The following is a 15,634-nucleotide window of genomic DNA, read 5'->3' as shown; positions in this document are numbered from 1 at the left end:
CTGAAATGTGGGGTATTAAACCTTTAAACCTCGGAACTCTAACTGTGTATAAGAGTGGTTTAACTTTTGGTAAGGGTGCCGGAGAAAGATTAGAAGTTCCGTGTATTGGTTGGCTTTTAACCAATTCCAATGGAAACTGTGTATTAGTTGATACAGGTCCATCTGATGATGAGAATTGGGGAACAAAATACCATAATCCCTTAAAAAAATCAAAAAACCAAAGATTAGAATTTGCGCTGGAAGAGATTGGTGTAAAACCTGAAGATATAAAACTTTGTTTATTAACGCATCTCCACTGGGATCATGCCTACGGCGCATTAAAATTACCAAACGCCAAGATTGTAGTGCAAAGCGAAGAGTTAAAGTATTCAGTAGATCCCTTACCTCCTGATCGAAAGCATTATGAAATGAATATTGAAGGCAAAAAGCCATTTTTTATTAATTATTTTGAAAGAATAGAAACAGTAAATGGTGATTGTCACATAGACGAAGGATTAGAGGTGGTACTATTACCGGGACACTCTCCGGGTTCACAAGGAATTCTGGTAACTACACCACAAAAAAAATATCTTATTACCGGTGATTTAATAAACATCAGGGAAAATTGGGATAATCAAACTCCTCCAGGCATTTTTTATAGTTTAGAGCATTGTTATAATTCTTTCGCTAAAATGAAAAAGATAAATGCAGACATTTTGCCTGGTCATGATTGGGAAGTATTTCGTATGTTTTAAATAAACAGAAAAGTATTAATTTCGACATAGTATAGGTAGCAAACCTTTTTAATATTAAGTAAAGGAACGATAGAAATTGCAAGTTAAGGTGATTTTTCACTGTCTCTATAGAGAATTGGCCGGCGTTACCTATAAATACTTGGAATTACCCGAAAAAACCACTCTATTGGATTTAGTAAGAGAAATGGAAATGATTTACGGCAGAGAGCTAACTGGCCAGTTGATTGATTATGAAAAAAATGAAATATGGTCTCAGATGGCATTGGCTGTTAACGGTAGGATTATCAGTGATTTGGATAAATTCACATATTGCTTGAATGAGAACGATGAGATTATATTTTTACCCCCTGCTCTAGGTGGGTAGAGAGAATTGGGAGGTAGGGTAAAATGAAAAGGATACTTGTCGATAAAGAAAAGTGCAGTGGCTGTAAGATTTGCGAATCTGTGTGTTCGTATAATAAATTGGGAGATAGATTTAATAGGAGAAAAGCTGCAATTAGGATTGTTATTGAAGGTGAGCTAGGCGAAAAGATTAAGCCAGTAGTTTGCAGACAATGTAAAAAACCGAAGTGTTCAGAAGTTTGCCCCGAAAATGCGTTTTTTATTGATAGTAATTCAGGAGGTCTGAAAATCAACGAAAATAAATGTATTGGATGTGGGTTATGCGCAGAGGTTTGCCCATTCGGAGCTATCTACATACATAGTGATTATAATATTCCTTTAAAATGTGATTTGTGCGGGGGAGACCCTCAGTGTGTTAAATACTGTGTTCCACAAGCGATTGTTTACAATGAAGAAAATAGAATAGGATCCGTAAACAGAGAAAGAGGTGTTTATAATGTACAGCGGATATAATTATAAAGTATTAAAAATTAATTTATCGAACGAAACAACTGAAATTGAAAATATAACCCCTACCTTTGTTAGGAAATTTTTGGGTGGAAACGGTTTCGGGGTCAAGTTACTTTATGACGCAATTAAACCTGAAACTGATCCATTAAGCGAAGAAAATTCTGTAGTAATTGCTGTTGGACCAGCAAATGGCACTATAATGCCTGGGGCAGCAATGACTGCATTTATGACCAAATCCCCGCTGACTGGATTATTTATTGATAGTTATATGGGTGGTCATTTTGCAACAGAGATCAAAAATGCTGGCTATGACGCTATTTTAATAAGTGGTAAACTAAGCAAACCGAAATTTTTAGTAATTGAAAATGATACTGTAAATTTTTGTGATGCCCAAGACTTATGGGGGTTGGAAACTTCTAAAACACAACAAAAAATAAAAGAAAGGCTTCAAAACACCGAATTTCAAGTTGCCTGTATAGGGCCAGCTGGTGAAAATCTGGTTAAGTATGCTTCAATAATCTCTGATACTAGAGCTGCTGGCAGAGGTGGATTAGGGGCGGTCTTTGGTTCTAAAAAGCTTAAAGCTATTGCTATTAGGGGTGACAGGGATATTTATGTAGCTCAACCCGCCCGAGTGCTGGAATATGTACAAAAAGCATTTGAAGAAATGAAAAAACATCCTGGTTTAGGTAAAAACGTACCGCTGTTTGGCAGTACGGGCTCTATTGATGGTAATAACTCTTTAGGTATTTTGGGAACAAGGAACTGGCAAAGGGAAGTATTTGATGATGCCTGGATGATCAGCGGCAATAACCTATTAAAACGCGGCCTGCGCGTTGGTCATAAATCGTGCGCTAGTTGCATGGCACGATCCGCTATCTTCTTTAAAGCGAATGAGGGAGAATATAGTGGTACAATCTCTAGGGGACCAGAGTATGAGACATTGTATTCCTACGGTTCTGTTTTAGAAAACAATAACCCAGATTCTATAATTGCTGCAGATAGGTTATCGGATGAATTGGGTATTGATACAATGAGTACCGGTTTAGTAATAGCCTGGGTAATGGAGTGTTTCGAAAAAGGTATTCTTACATCAAGAGACACTGATGGTTTGGAAGTAACTTTTGGAAAGCACGAAATATTACTAGATATGATTAAAAAGATTGCCTATAGAGATGGTATAGGCGATGTATTAGCAGAGGGAACTAGAATTGCTAGTCGTATAATTGGGAAGGGTAGCGAGGATTTTGCAATACATGTAAAAGGCTTAGAATTGGCGGGACATACTGCTCGCGGTTTAAAAGGGATGGGGTTGGGTTACGCTGTTGCTACCAGGGGTGGTAGTCACCAGGATATTAGGCCGGAGGTCGAAAGATCAGGAAAATTAGATAGACAAGTTATAGAAGGCAAATCGGAACATGTTATGAAGAGTGAAAGGATGTGTACTATAGGTGATAGCCTTATTTTATGTCGCCGACATTCCGAACCATACTTTGGACCATACTTATCAGAAAAATATGTGGAAGTAATTAACATATTGACTGGATTTGATCTTGACCTGGAAGAATTAAATATGATAGCGGATAGAATATATACCTTAGAAAGGATGTTTAATTGCAGGGAAGGAATTACCCGTAAAGACGATATTTTACCACCTAGATTTATGAGAGAGCCAATTCCAGATGGCCCTAGTAAAGGTATGTATATGAAAATGGAAGAACTAAATGTAATGTTAGATGAGTTTTATAGTTTAAGAGGTTGGGATTTAAAAACTGGTATTCCAACAGAAGCTAAAATGAGGACGTTAGGCATTAATTAAACTGAGGTGATCTTGTGATGAAGGAGGATCGAACTTGGAAAGTAAAATAATTAGGGCTGAACCCTTATATTTACAGGCCTATAATCAACTAAAGAAAGACATAACTGAAGGTAATCTAAAGTCCGGTCAGAGATTAACAGATCAACAGTTGGCTGAATGGTTAGGGATTAGTCGCACACCGGTAAGAGAAGCAGCAAGAATTTTGTGCCGAGAAGGGTTACTCCTATATGATAATGGGTCCGTATCCGTTTACACTCCTACTCTGGAGGATATAGCTCAAGTCTATGTATTACGTGCTTCTCTTGAAAGTACAGCTGCATCTATAGTTGCAGTTAAGGTAAATAAGAATACAATAACCAATAAATTAGAGGAAATTATTAAAGATAGTATTACTGCTTCTAGCAAAAATGATTATGTAGCACTCCAAAAATTGAATAGAGAGTTTCACAGACTTATAATTTATTCTTCTGAAATGCAAATACTGGGAGAGTTTTATGAACCCCTTGATACCAAAATGGCAATCTTTCGCTCCAGGACTTTAAAGGAAAATTTGCCAAGGAGGATCTCAATCGAAGAACATGAAAGTCTATTGAATTTTATTATTAAAGGTGATGTGCTGTCTTGTAAGCGAGCAGCAGAAAAACATATTTTATCTGCAGGAAAAAGAGCTATAGAAGTATATGTTGAACAGGAAGGTTTAAAAATTAGTAACGATTTACTTAAAACATTAAACTATATAGATTTTTGCTTAGAAAGCCAGTAGCGAAGTTTATGTTTAATTTGTGAGATAATACAAAATTTTATGGGGGATTGAAAAATGGATAGTGCAAAAAGCGAAAAGTGGTTTGCCCTTGCACTGTTGCTTATTTGCTTGATTTATCTTTTCACTTCGCTTTCTATCCCAACCGGTACTGTATCAAAACCTGGACCAGGTTTTTTCCCAATTATTCTAGGCTTAATAGGAACATTATTAGCTGTTGGAGTAACGATTAATGGGTTTAAAAGTTCAAAACATGAGAAGGTAAATCAAGATTCCTATCAAGAAAGACTACAACAAGACAACATAAAACGAATTATTCAATATATTATGATACTAACTATATCCATTCTTACCTTTAAGATTTTGGGTGCCATACTGACAGTATTTTTTTTAACAATAGTATTGGCCCGGATTTGTGGACAACAAGGTTGGATTATTCCGGTAATAATGGGTATTGTGTGTGCATCATGCCTACACTTCATTTTTGTTAAATTCTTTAGTATTCCTTTACCTGAAGGGTTGATGCGTTTAGTGATTTGAAAGGGGGGGTGCTTTTGGATGTTTTGTCTGGTTTACTACATGGATTATCAGTTGCTCTCATACCACAAAATATTATGGCTTGTTTTTTAGGGGCTTTTCTCGGTACAGTTACTGGCGTGTTGCCAGGGCTGGGACCCACATCGGCCATGGCTTTACTTTTACCATTAACCTTTGGGTTACCCACTGAAGCCAGTATTATAATGTTAGCCGGTATTTATTATGGAGCAATGTATGGAGGGTCCACCACCTCAATTCTTCTCAATATGCCTGGAGAAGCAGCTTCTATGGTCACCTGTTTTGATGGTTATCAATTGTCGCGTAAGGGAAGAGGTGGGGCTGCATTAGCAGTGTCTGCGCTTGGTTCATGGGTTGCCGGAACCCTTGCCGTTTTAGCTTTAATGCTTTTCGCACCAAGCCTGGCTAGATTTGCCTTGTTGTTTGCACCACCAGAATACTTTGCTATAACACTGCTGGGCCTACTCACCCTTAATAACTTAACTGGCAAGTCGTTCATCAAAGCCAGTTTGATGACAATTATAGGCATGATGATAGGCACTATCGGTATGGATTCATTAAGCGGTTATACTCGATTTGTTTTAACTCCCTCAATGTTAGAAGGAATTGACCTTGTTCCAGTACTTATGGGACTTTTCGGACTGTCTGAAGTGTTATTAATGGCAGGGGAACCATCCCAAGCCATTGACGTGATGAAAGTAAAGTTTAGGGAATTATATCCCACAAAACAGGAGATAAAGAAATCTATTCTACCAATTTTACGGGGAACTATTATTGGATTTCCTATAGGGCTTTTACCTGGTCCTGCAGCCGTTCTCTCATCTATGGCTTCCTACAAAGTTGAAAAGAGTATATCCAAATATCCCGAAGAATTTGGTAATGGAGCAATTGAAGGGGTTGCAGGTCCCGAATCCGCAAATAATGCTGCTTCAACTGGAACTCTAGTTCCTTTATTTGCCCTGGGACTTCCTTTTGCACCACCTGCGGCTATGCTTTTAAGTGGGCTAATGATTCATGGCATTAATCCTGGACCACTTTTTATCACTCAACACGCGGACTTATTTTGGGCTGTGATCGGAAGTATGTATATTGGTAATGTAATGCTTCTGTTTCTAAATTTGCCTTTTGTAGGGATTTTTGCTTCACTGATTAAGACGCCACCAAGAATTTTAATGCCTATCATAACAAGCATTATGATAATCGGCGCTTATAGTCTTAACAACAGTACGTTTGACATAGGTATTATGCTACTATTCGGAATAATAGGACTGGTTCTTAAAAAGTTAGATTTTGCAACTTCGCCTTTAATCATTGGTCTTGTATTAGGACCAATGTTTGAGGAAAATCTGCGCCAAGGGCTCCTAATGGTAAAAGGTAATTTTTCATTGTTCTTTAGCAGACCTTTAGCGGCAATATTTTTAATATTAAGCATATTCCTTATAATCTGGCCTTTCATTGGGGGTAAGAAGATGAGAAGAATTAAGGGTGACTTAAATTCCTAAAATGTACCTTTATCTTATAGTAGGCTATACTTAATCCTTACTTAAAAATTAATAAAAAAGGGGGATAAACGGTATATTAAGTCAAAACAAAGGAGGGCGATAAGTATTATTCTATACTGCAATGCCAAAGGATGATATTGAAGAATCTAAGGAGGATAAGCTGTGAAAAAGCAAGCTAGAATCAAACAATTGATTGTTTGTTTATTAGCATCATGTCTTATTATCAGTATCTTATTAACTGGTTGTGGCTCAGTTAATGATGGCAAAGCAAAACAGGTCGAATGGCCCCAAAAAGAAAAAGTAGTAAAAGTAATTGTGCCATATGGAACCGGTGGTGGTGCTGACCAAGTTGGTCGAATTCTCTCGGGTGTTTTAGAAAAAAAGGGTATTGGTAAATTTGTAGTGGAAAATAAAGTTGGTGGTACTGGTTCCATAGGATTAATGGATGTAATGAAATCTAATCCTGATGGATACACCCTTGGAATTTTACCTTCGAATATATCAATTTTTAAAGTTGCAGGAGTTGCTCCCATCACATATAAGGATTTTAAACCCGTCATAGCCGTAAACTATGATGCCTGTGCTTTAATAGTTAGAGCGGATTCAGAATGGAAAAATTTCGATGATTTTAAAAAGACCGCTTCAAATAAGGAGTTAAACATTGCCACAGGATCAGCTGGTGGTATATGGCATCTTGGAGCAATTAAATTGCAACAGGCAACGGGTCTAAAGTTTAACATGATTCCTATGACTACCGGAGGTGCCCCTGCAGCAACTACGCTTATGGGTAAACATGTAGACGGTATAATCGTTGCGCCAAATGAAGCTGCTTCCCAAATCAAGTCAGGGGAATTCAAAATATTGGGAATTATGGCTCCAGAACGCAGCCAAAACTTTAAGGATGTACCTACTTTCAAGGAATTAGGTTATGATGTGGATATACGTTCTTTGCGGGGTATTGCTGTTCCCAAAGACACACCTGATGCAATCGTTAAAAAGATTCATGATGCATTCAAAGAAGCTGCAAATGATCAGCAGTACCTTGATTACATGAAAACCAGCTTATCTAATGCTACTTACATGAATAGCGAAGAATATGCTAAGTATTGTGAAAAGGAATTGGAGCAATATACCAAATTAATGAAGGATGCAGGGCTGGCCAAAAATTAATGATGAACTTCTGATTAAAATTTTTCAGAGTAATTACAGGACTAAAATCTTTATGCATATACTGCAGATTGGAATCCCATGGTTAATATAGGGTCGGACCATTTCAAAAGTTGAATGACCAATCAGGGCTCCGGAGTATTCTTGATACTTGCCATGGTCTTCAAAACCAGTGTGGCGGAGCGCTCCTCAGCCGGGGTGGGTTCGATTCCTACGCGCTCCCGCCAAAGTTAATAATGGCAAGGGTTCAGGGGTTTTGGTTTTTTGCCGTGGAAACGTGGTAAAAAACATGAGACCAGTAGTTGTAACTTTTGCCCACGATTCTGTGTTTCCCTGTTCGCAAACCAAAGCGAAGGGGAATTTTTTATTTAATAAGCCTAACATAAATCCGGGAGGCTAATTCAAAATTATTATGACTATGAGGTATGAGTAAAATGGTACTCCACGTGCGACAGAAAGAAGAACGAAATCGCTAGTGCGATGGCTCTTGGTAAATTTTTCTGCAATAAAATTTCATAAAAACCACCCATGCCTAGAAGGCACAACCAATTATGAAAATATGTAGAAGTGATTACAATGGTCTAATTTTCTGCTACATTGGAATTATCAGGAACAAAGGTTGATTGTATTTTGATGGTATAACCTCGACTAAAAACCTAACCTGATTGCCTTTGAGCACAGCTAATTGTCGCCCCTTGTTTTTAAAGACTTGGGAACAGCACGGGTACTAAACTCCATATTTTCTCGGGCAATCATCCCTGAAATCCATTGGAGCAGGAGTGAGTCGCATGCAAGACATTCTGGAAATTTGTTGTGGTCTTGATGTCCACAAGGAAACTGTTGTCGCTTGCTTATTAAAAGGCAATTTTGACGGGGAACCAGTTAAAACCATCCGCACTTTTTCCACCCTTCTTGCTGGACTTGATGAACTAAAAGCCTGGCTGGAAGAGGAAAACTGCCGGAATGTGGCTATGGAAAGTACTGGTGTTTATTGGCAGCCTGTATATAACGTACTGGAAGAAGCCTTTGACGGCAGTATGGTTTTGATTGTTACCAACGCCCGGCACATGAAGAATGTTCCTGGCAAAAAGACCGACATGAAGGACGCTGAATGGATAGCCACTCTCTTGCGTGCCGGATTGTTAGAAGGAAGTTTTATCCCCTCGAAACCTATCCGGGAACTCCGTAATCTGACCCGGTACCGTAAAAGCATCGTCGAGGAAATTACTTCCCAGAAAAATCGGATTGAAAAGCACTTACAAAGCTGCGGCTTTAAGCTGTCAACATTTCTCACCGATATATTCGGCGTATCAGGCCGAGCAATTATAGATCACCTTCCATGGCAACACCTATCTAAAACGAATCCTTTGCGAAATTGCCTGGTGCATCACCCGAATACGCGATAGCTATTTATCGTCCTGGTACAGACTTTTTTTAATCTTCCTGAAGACAAGAGAAAGAGAATTATGGAGCTGGCCATTGAAGAGTTTGCTGCTAAACCGTATAGCAAGGCTTCCCTATCAAGTATTGTGGCCAGGGCCGGTATCGCCAAGGGCAGTATGTACCAGTATTTTGAGAATAAAAAGGATTTATATACTTATATACTGGAACTGGCGGCCCAGGAGAAGATGATTTTTATTCAAAGCCAGGGTATTAACCCCAGTACCGATTTTTTTACTTTATTTGAGCAGGTTTTAATGGCGGGTGCCCGTTTTACTCTGACCCATCCCCACCTGGGGAGAATTATGGCTAATGCCATGGAGCCTTCAGGGGAGGAAGTTCTAAATGAAGTTTATGCCAGAATGAAGGAACTGTTCCTTGACTTTATAAGGGGGTTGTTAATTAATGCCCATGAACAGGGAAGTGTGCGCAAAGATATAAACTCTGAACTGATGGCCTACTTAATAAATGCAATGATGACGGGGTTGTCGGAATATTTCCTGGAAAAGGCTGGTTTGATCTTGAAGGGATTCTTGAACGATACCCAGGGAATGCAAAAAATTACAGAGGAAGAATTCCAAAGGATTATTAAGGATGTAATCAGGCTCTTAAGAAATGGGCTGAAAGGAGAAAACGCATATGATTGAAGTTATAAACCTCTCCCATACTTATCCGGGGGCGGGAAGGCCTGCAGTGAAAGATATTTCTTTCACCATTCCTAAAGGGGAGATTTTTGGGTTTCTTGGTCCCAGCGGCGCTGGGAAAAGTACTGTGCAAAATTTGCTCATTAAACTGCTGCCCTTGCAAAAAGGAGAAATCAAATACAACGGCAAGGGTCTCAAAGATTTGGGAAGGGATTTTTTTAATAGAATAGGGGTTTCCTTTGAGCATCCCAATTTGTATTTAAAGCTTACCGGCCTGGAGAACCTCAAGTACTTCGCCGGCCTTTTCCAAGGGGAGACGGAAGATCCCGTCAAACTCCTGGAGAGGGTAGGTTTGGGAGAAGCCAAAGACAAGGCAGCAGCGGAATATTCCAAAGGAATGAAGCAGCGTTTGGTTTTTGCCCGGGCCCTTTTGAACAAACCGGAAATACTTTTTCTGGATGAACCCACATCAGGTCTGGATCCTGCCACAGCCGAGAGTATTAAAGAAATCATTAAGGAAAGGCAAAGAGCGGGAACCACTATTTTTTTAACCACCCATAATATGTACCTGGCCGATGACCTCTGCCATAAAGTGGCTTTTCTCAATAACGGGGAAATTCTGGCCTTGGACATTCCCCGCAATCTCAAAATGAAGTATGGCAATAAGAGTGTGAAAATAGAGTATCGTAGCAATGGTCACTTGCAAGGAGAACTGTTATTCCCCGAGAATGAGAAAGACCGTGCCAGGATTGGGGAGCTGTTGGCCTCCGGGCAAATAGAGACTATTCATTCCCAGGAAGCTACCCTGGAGCAGATCTTTATCAAATTGACAGGGAGGGGGCTGGTATAGATGGCAAAGGGGCTTTTAAGCCTTTTGGCCCTTGACGCCAAATTACTATGGAGAAACAAGTACGTTCATATAACGCTGGCATTGGCCGTTACCCTTGTTATTCTTATAAAATTTGTGGTCCCTGGTGAGCTGAAGGTAGGTACGGTAGAGTATTTTTTTGATGATACTGAAGGCAGGATTTTCCACCCCAGTCTCAAGGAGCATGTTCCTGCGGAAAGAATCAAAGCTTCCGAGGAAGAATTACGCCGTACTGTGAGGGAGAATTCCTCCAGTGTGGGTATTATCTTAAGAGGGGCGCGGGAAAATCCCCGGGCCGTCATTATCAGGCAGGGCCACGAGCCAGACACGGCCATAAATTTGCTGGCCGTATCCCTGGATGAATACTGGCGTAAAGAAGGGGGGCTGGCCCGGGAAGATGTTGCGGTTACTACTTATTTGCGGCCCCAGGCGGCCAAGATTGAGTTTAACCGGTTTCTGCTCCCTGTTTTTGTGGCTATGGATGTTGTTTTTTTAGGCTTTGTCTTTGCTGCAGTCATGATTTTCCAGGAGAAAAATGAGGGCAGTTTAAGAGCCTACCGTGTTAGTCCGGGAGATTCCCTGGAATTCATTCTTTCCAAGGTCTTGGTGAATTCGGCTCTGGCTTTGGCGTACGGGCTTTTTCTGGTAGGTTTGGTGCAAGGGAGCCAGGCCAGGTACCTGGAACTAGCGTTGCTGCTTGTCATTGCCGGAAGCATGATGAGTTTGTTGGGCATGTTCCTGGGGGTCTTTTTTTCCAACCTGTCGAGTTTTATTTATCCCCTTTTCGTCGTCTCCACTATCCTGGGGCTCCCTTTGGCTTCCTATTTTTTTCCGGCCTTTAACCTTCCTTTTTTTCAATACATTCCCACCTATCATATCCTGTTTGGCTTGCGGGAGATTTTGTTCCCCACCGGAAGACCTGATTTGGTCTGGAGTGAGCTTGGGAAGCTTTGTCTGCCCTTGGCGGTTTTTGCCTTATGCTGTTATCTGGCCGTGGAAAGACGCTTAATGCGGGAGGTGAAATAGGCCGTGCAAAGAATTTTAAGTGTGATTTTAAAAGATATGCATGTCTCACGCAAAGACAATCTAATCACATATATGATAATTATTCCTTTAGTCATGGTGCTTCTCATCAGCCTTTATTTGCCTCTGCTGGAAAATATAGAACTCACCTTCGCCTTCAGCCGGGATGTACCGGCAGAATTAGTGAATAAATTTAAAGATTACGGTCAGGTAGCCCTTTATGAAGATAAGCATAAGGTTATTGAACGGGTAATGGCCTTGGATGATGTGCCGGGGATAACAGTGCGTGGCAAGGGTTATGAAGTAATACTGGAGGGAAACGAGGCCAGTTATGTCCAGGAACTGCCGGGGATCCTTTTGAATTATCTTGTCCACGGCAAGCCTGTGACCCAGCTTGAAATAGAAAACCTTGGCGTTCCTGTTTCTCCCGCCCGTGCCTATTTGGCCGCCTTTTTTGTCCTGGGCATGGTGTTGATTGCGGGATTGGTGGTAGGCTTTACGATTATAGAAGAGAAGGAGAGCCGGGTCTTAAAGGCGTATGCTGTGACCCCGTTGAGCATCAGGGAATATTTCCTGGGAAAAGGTTTTTTTGCTGTGGGGTTGTCTTTTGCTTTATCTTTCCTTTCCGCCTTCATTTTGTTGGGAAATCAGGCCACCTACGGTCCTTTGTTCTGGATTGTGCTGATGGCCATACCGGTAGGTTTGCTGGCGGGGTTTATCATAGGGACATACGCTGACAGCCAGCTAGGAGCAGTGGCTCTCCTCAAGGGCTTGTTCTTCTTTCTGATGGCTGTGCCATTGGGTAGTTTCTTTGTGGATAAAGAATGGCAAGTTTTATTTTACCCCTTCTTCAACTACTGGGTGGTCAAGGCTTTGCTGGCAGTGTTTTTAAAAGAGGGTGATGTTTACTTCTTCTATGGGGTTGTGACGCTCCTTACCACTATTCCTCTTCTTTTCTTCGTTTTACGCCAGATGCGGCGGCGTTTAAGTCTTTAATCAAGGCAGGACGGTTTAGGCTGCCTTCGTAACTATTGCCATTCCCCAAGATGATAAGTTAGGATAAAGCTATATAAGTTTTATAAAGGGGAGATAAGCCATGAGATATGAAGGCATGGTCTACCGGCCGCCCAGTGAAGCGTATAGTTTTATTTTGCAGGCCACCATCGGCTGTCCTCATAACAAATGTGCTTTTTGTAATCTATACAAGGAAAAAAGGTTCAGAATCAGAAGCGTTCAAGAATTAAAAGAGGATATAGACGAAGGAAAAAAATACTATGGCGAGGGAGTAAGATCTCTCTTTTTGGCTGATGGCAACTCCATCCTCATGAGAACGGACCAGCTGGCAGAAATAATTGCCTATGCCTATAAGGTCTTTCCCCGCCTGGAGCGGGTTACCACCTACGGGTCATCCCAGTATATCGACAAAAAGACTGAAGCTGAAATGAGGACTTTGCGGGAGGCGGGATTAACCCGCATTCATACGGGAATGGAAACCGGCTATGATCCTTTGCTGGTGGAAATAAAAAAAGGGACATCGGTAGAGCAGCAAATCAGGGTGGGGTTAAAAGTTCGCCAGGCAGGGATCGAATTAAGTGAGTACATCATGGTAGGCCTGGGTGGGTATAAATGGACTAAGGAGCACGCCTTGGAGAGCGCCCGGGTGCTTAATGCCATCAACCCGGATTTTATCAGGCTGCGAACATTTGTCCCTACTCAGGGTTCTATCCTGGCCGAAAAGTACTGTGCCGGGGAGTTTAAGCTGCTGGAACCCCATGATGCCCTAAAGGAAATCAGATTACTGGTAGAAAATCTAAATGTTGAAAGCTTTCTGGCCAGCGACCATTACTTGAATTTCTGGGACGTCAGCGGAGAGCTGCCCCAGGAAAAAGAGAAAATCTTGCGCGAGATTGATTATGCTATGACACTGCCGCGCCACAGATTCCGAGGTTTGGGCATGATGGAATCAATGTGAACCAGCTTGCTGAAAACGTCTGCTAAGTGATTGCCAATTAAGTAAGATAAGCTTGATTTTTTCCGAAAGCTGAGATAAGATTATAGTAAATAGACGAACATTATACCTGATAAAAACTAATATAGTTCGTAGAACCTGTATATGTTTAGTAATATGGTCTAAATGTTTCTACCAGGCGACCGTAAATTGCCTGACTACGGGTTGTTTATACGAGGATTTGCCATAACCTTGCGCTAGGCCCTGCTTTTTTGTATTAAGGCAAATCTGACTTATAAACTCCCGGATTGGTAAAGTACAATCCCGGGAGTTTTTCATTTATTCGTAGAAAGGAAAGCCAACAATGGAGTTGTTAAAAAGGAAAATCTTAGAGTGCGGCAAAATCATAGACGGCCGTATCCTTAAAGTAGACAGTTTTCTCAACCATCAGATGGATGTAGCCCTCTTTAATGAAATAGGGAAAGAGTTTAAGGCGCGCTTTCAAGATGTAGAAGTAAGCAAGATCCTCACGCTGGAAGCATCAGGCATTGGGATTGCCTGTATTACTGCCCAGTATTTTAAAGTGCCTGTTCTCTTTGCCAAAAAACATGAATCCAGCAACATGGACCAGGAAACTTACCAGAGCGAGGTTTATTCCTATACAAGGGACAAGCTGTATAAGATCCGGGTGGCCAGGAAATTTCTCCATCCTGCCGACAAAATTCTGATCATCGATGATTTTCTGGCTAACGGTAAGGCTGTAGCCGGTTTAATCCATATTGTACAGCAAGCGGGAGCCCAGGTAGCGGGTGTGGGTATTGTCATTGAAAAAGGTTTTCAAAAGGGCCGCGAGGTAGTGGAAAAAAAGGGTATCCGGGTAGAATCCCTGGCCATCATCGAATCTATGAGCAGTGAGGGAATTGTGTTTAAATAGGTCAGGGGACATACCCGCTGAAGTATGAGTCGTTCTTCGAGGACGGGAATGTCCCCAATTGATACCGACTTCCGAATCTGTGAACGCTTTTTGGGGTAATTGATCCTTGAACCCCAGAAGCCTATACTTAAAAAAGTCGGACATCGGATGTCGGAAAGCGGAAAGAGAATAGGCATTCTCCATCGGTAGGGTATTCTCGGTAGGTACATAGGCTTACCGGTTGAAATATTAAAAAATATTGAGGAGGAGAAAGCATGAAAAAGACACTTAGTTTACTCTTGGTTATCGTCATGATTATGGCGGTAGTACTCACCGGCTGCGGCCAAAGCAAGCCGGCGCCTGCACCGGCTCCTGCTCCGGCTCCGGCACCTGAAAAGAAACCCGAAATCAAAGTGGGTTTTATCTACGTAGGACCTATTGGTGACGGCGGCTGGACATATGCCCATAACGAAGGCAGAAAATATCTGGAAGAAAAATTAAAAGTAAAGACTATTTACAAAGAATCCGTGCCTGAAGGACCTGAAGTAGAGAAAGTGATCAATGATATGATCGACCAGGGCGCCAATGTGATTATCGGCACCAGCTTTGGTTTTATGGACTACATGGAAAAAGTCTCTAAGAATCATCCCAACGTTAAGTTTCTACACTGCTCCGGCTACAAAATGACAGAAAACATGGGCAACTATTTCGGCAGAATGTATGAAGCAAGATACCTTTCCGGCATCGTCGCCGGCATGAAGACAAAAACCAATCACATTGGTTATGTAGCCGCTTTTAATATTCCCGAGGTTGTGAGGGGCATTAACGCCTTTACCCTGGGTGTCCGCTCCGTTAATCCCAAGGCTGTAGTAAGTGTAAAATGGACCAATACCTGGTATGACCCCGCTAAAGAAAAAGAAGCCGCCAAAGCCCTCTTAGCTGAAGGCGCTGACGTTATAGCCCAGCACCAGGATACAGCAGGTCCCCAGCAGGCGGCTGAAGAAGCAGGCAAGTGGTCTATCGGTTACAACACAGATATGAAGGACAAAGCGCCTAAGGCTTATATGACTGCTCCCGTCTGGAACTGGGGGCCCTACTATGTGGCTCAGGTCAAAGCCATCATGGACGGCACCTGGAAGCCTACCAGCTACTGGGAAGGCATGAAAGATGGCATTGTTGACCTGGCACCCCTTACAGATAATGCGCCCAAAGGTGCTAAAGAAGCTGTTGAAAAGGCTAAGGCTGATATTCTCTCCGGCAAACTTCATGTATTTGCAGGTCCTATTAAGGATCAGAGCGGGGCTGTAAAAGTTCCTGCCGGAAAAACCATGACTGACCAGGAAATGCTCTCTTTCGACTGGTTTGTAGAAGGTGTTAAAGGTAAAGTAAAATAGACAGGCGAGGAATGT

General features: G+C 41.6%; 15 protein-coding genes, 1 pseudogene and 1 riboswitch. All 16 genes and pseudogenes read left to right on the top strand.

Annotated elements, in window-relative coordinates:
- The first annotated feature begins 5 nt into the window (after window positions 1-5).
- The 16 genes and pseudogenes from BR63_RS13345 to BR63_RS13270 all read left to right on the top strand — a co-directional run bounded on the left by BR63_RS13345 (window position 6) and on the right by BR63_RS13270 (window position 15,619).
- The gene (locus tag BR63_RS13345) at window positions 6-734 is read left to right on the top strand and encodes an N-acyl homoserine lactonase family protein (protein ID WP_034425451.1); all 729 of its coding nucleotides are present in this window, start codon (window positions 6-8) and stop codon (window positions 732-734) included.
- Window positions 735-810: 76 nt separating this feature from the next.
- Entirely contained in the window at window positions 811-1,098 is a 288-nt protein-coding gene (locus BR63_RS13340) for a MoaD/ThiS family protein (RefSeq protein WP_034425450.1), read from the top strand.
- Between the two features lie 23 nt (window positions 1,099-1,121).
- A complete protein-coding gene (locus BR63_RS13335; protein WP_034425446.1) occupies window positions 1,122-1,589 on the top strand; it encodes a 4Fe-4S dicluster domain-containing protein in 468 nt (155 codons plus the stop codon).
- Window positions 1,573-3,405 carry an aldehyde ferredoxin oxidoreductase family protein gene (locus BR63_RS13330; protein ID WP_034425444.1) on the top strand — a complete coding sequence of 611 codons (1,833 nt, stop codon included), beginning with the start codon at window positions 1,573-1,575 and terminating at the stop codon, window positions 3,403-3,405. The genes BR63_RS13335 and BR63_RS13330 overlap by 17 nt, the downstream gene beginning before the upstream one ends.
- 34 nt (window positions 3,406-3,439) lie before the next feature.
- On the top strand, window positions 3,440-4,168 hold the full coding sequence (locus BR63_RS13325) for a GntR family transcriptional regulator (protein WP_034425442.1): 729 nt from the start codon (window positions 3,440-3,442) through the stop codon (window positions 4,166-4,168).
- Window positions 4,169-4,222: 54 nt separating this feature from the next.
- Window positions 4,223-4,705, top strand: coding sequence for a tripartite tricarboxylate transporter TctB family protein (locus tag BR63_RS13320; protein ID WP_034425441.1), 483 nt, complete (start codon window positions 4,223-4,225; stop codon window positions 4,703-4,705).
- 14 nt (window positions 4,706-4,719) lie between these two features.
- The gene (locus tag BR63_RS13315; protein ID WP_034425439.1) at window positions 4,720-6,222 is read left to right on the top strand and encodes a tripartite tricarboxylate transporter permease; all 1,503 of its coding nucleotides are present in this window, start codon (window positions 4,720-4,722) and stop codon (window positions 6,220-6,222) included.
- Between the two features lie 162 nt (window positions 6,223-6,384).
- A complete protein-coding gene (locus tag BR63_RS13310; protein WP_034425437.1) occupies window positions 6,385-7,392 on the top strand; it encodes a tripartite tricarboxylate transporter substrate binding protein in 1,008 nt (335 codons plus the stop codon).
- Between the two features lie 785 nt (window positions 7,393-8,177).
- Window positions 8,178-8,726: pseudogene (locus tag BR63_RS13305) on the top strand (IS110 family transposase); the annotation flags it as partial.
- A 129-nt stretch (window positions 8,727-8,855) separates the two neighbouring features.
- Window positions 8,856-9,476 (top strand): TetR/AcrR family transcriptional regulator, encoded by a 621-nt coding sequence (locus BR63_RS13300; protein ID WP_034422597.1) that lies wholly within the window; start codon window positions 8,856-8,858, stop codon window positions 9,474-9,476.
- Window positions 9,469-10,323, top strand: coding sequence for an ABC transporter ATP-binding protein (locus tag BR63_RS13295; protein WP_034422598.1), 855 nt, complete (start codon window positions 9,469-9,471; stop codon window positions 10,321-10,323). The genes BR63_RS13300 and BR63_RS13295 overlap by 8 nt, the downstream gene beginning before the upstream one ends.
- On the top strand, window positions 10,324-11,367 hold the full coding sequence (locus BR63_RS13290; RefSeq protein WP_034422599.1) for an ABC transporter permease: 1,044 nt from the start codon (window positions 10,324-10,326) through the stop codon (window positions 11,365-11,367).
- A 3-nt stretch (window positions 11,368-11,370) separates the two neighbouring features.
- On the top strand, window positions 11,371-12,360 hold the full coding sequence (locus BR63_RS13285) for an ABC transporter permease (RefSeq protein ID WP_034422602.1): 990 nt from the start codon (window positions 11,371-11,373) through the stop codon (window positions 12,358-12,360).
- A 100-nt stretch (window positions 12,361-12,460) separates the two neighbouring features.
- Window positions 12,461-13,336 carry a radical SAM protein gene (locus tag BR63_RS13280; RefSeq protein WP_034422604.1) on the top strand — a complete coding sequence of 292 codons (876 nt, stop codon included), beginning with the start codon at window positions 12,461-12,463 and terminating at the stop codon, window positions 13,334-13,336.
- A gap of 115 nt (window positions 13,337-13,451) precedes the next feature.
- Window positions 13,452-13,553, top strand: a riboswitch (purine riboswitch).
- A 123-nt stretch (window positions 13,554-13,676) separates the two neighbouring features.
- Window positions 13,677-14,246 carry a xanthine phosphoribosyltransferase gene (locus BR63_RS13275; protein ID WP_034422606.1) on the top strand — a complete coding sequence of 190 codons (570 nt, stop codon included), beginning with the start codon at window positions 13,677-13,679 and terminating at the stop codon, window positions 14,244-14,246.
- Window positions 14,247-14,500: 254 nt separating this feature from the next.
- Window positions 14,501-15,619 carry a BMP family ABC transporter substrate-binding protein gene (locus tag BR63_RS13270; RefSeq protein WP_034422607.1) on the top strand — a complete coding sequence of 373 codons (1,119 nt, stop codon included), beginning with the start codon at window positions 14,501-14,503 and terminating at the stop codon, window positions 15,617-15,619.
- Window positions 15,620-15,634 lie beyond the last annotated feature (15 nt).

The organism is Thermanaerosceptrum fracticalcis, from assembly GCF_000746025.2.
Lineage (GTDB): Bacteria > Bacillota > Peptococcia > DRI-13 > DRI-13 > Thermanaerosceptrum > Thermanaerosceptrum fracticalcis.
Note: the sequence above shows the minus strand (reverse complement) of the source record. Positions and strands in the feature narration are given on the sequence as shown.

Coding starts and splice junctions, on each gene's coding strand:
- BR63_RS13290 (WP_034422599.1), top strand. CDS start 10,324: ATGGCAAAGGGGCTTTTAAGCCTTTTGGCCCTTGACGCCAAATTACTA.
- BR63_RS13300 (WP_034422597.1), top strand. CDS start 8,856: ATGGAGCTGGCCATTGAAGAGTTTGCTGCTAAACCGTATAGCAAGGCT.
- BR63_RS13345 (WP_034425451.1), top strand. CDS start 6: ATGTGGGGTATTAAACCTTTAAACCTCGGAACTCTAACTGTGTATAAG.
- BR63_RS13270 (WP_034422607.1), top strand. CDS start 14,501: ATGAAAAAGACACTTAGTTTACTCTTGGTTATCGTCATGATTATGGCG.
- BR63_RS13335 (WP_034425446.1), top strand. CDS start 1,122: ATGAAAAGGATACTTGTCGATAAAGAAAAGTGCAGTGGCTGTAAGATT.
- BR63_RS13275 (WP_034422606.1), top strand. CDS start 13,677: ATGGAGTTGTTAAAAAGGAAAATCTTAGAGTGCGGCAAAATCATAGAC.
- BR63_RS13280 (WP_034422604.1), top strand. CDS start 12,461: ATGAGATATGAAGGCATGGTCTACCGGCCGCCCAGTGAAGCGTATAGT.
- BR63_RS13330 (WP_034425444.1), top strand. CDS start 1,573: ATGTACAGCGGATATAATTATAAAGTATTAAAAATTAATTTATCGAAC.
- BR63_RS13295 (WP_034422598.1), top strand. CDS start 9,469: ATGATTGAAGTTATAAACCTCTCCCATACTTATCCGGGGGCGGGAAGG.
- BR63_RS13320 (WP_034425441.1), top strand. CDS start 4,223: ATGGATAGTGCAAAAAGCGAAAAGTGGTTTGCCCTTGCACTGTTGCTT.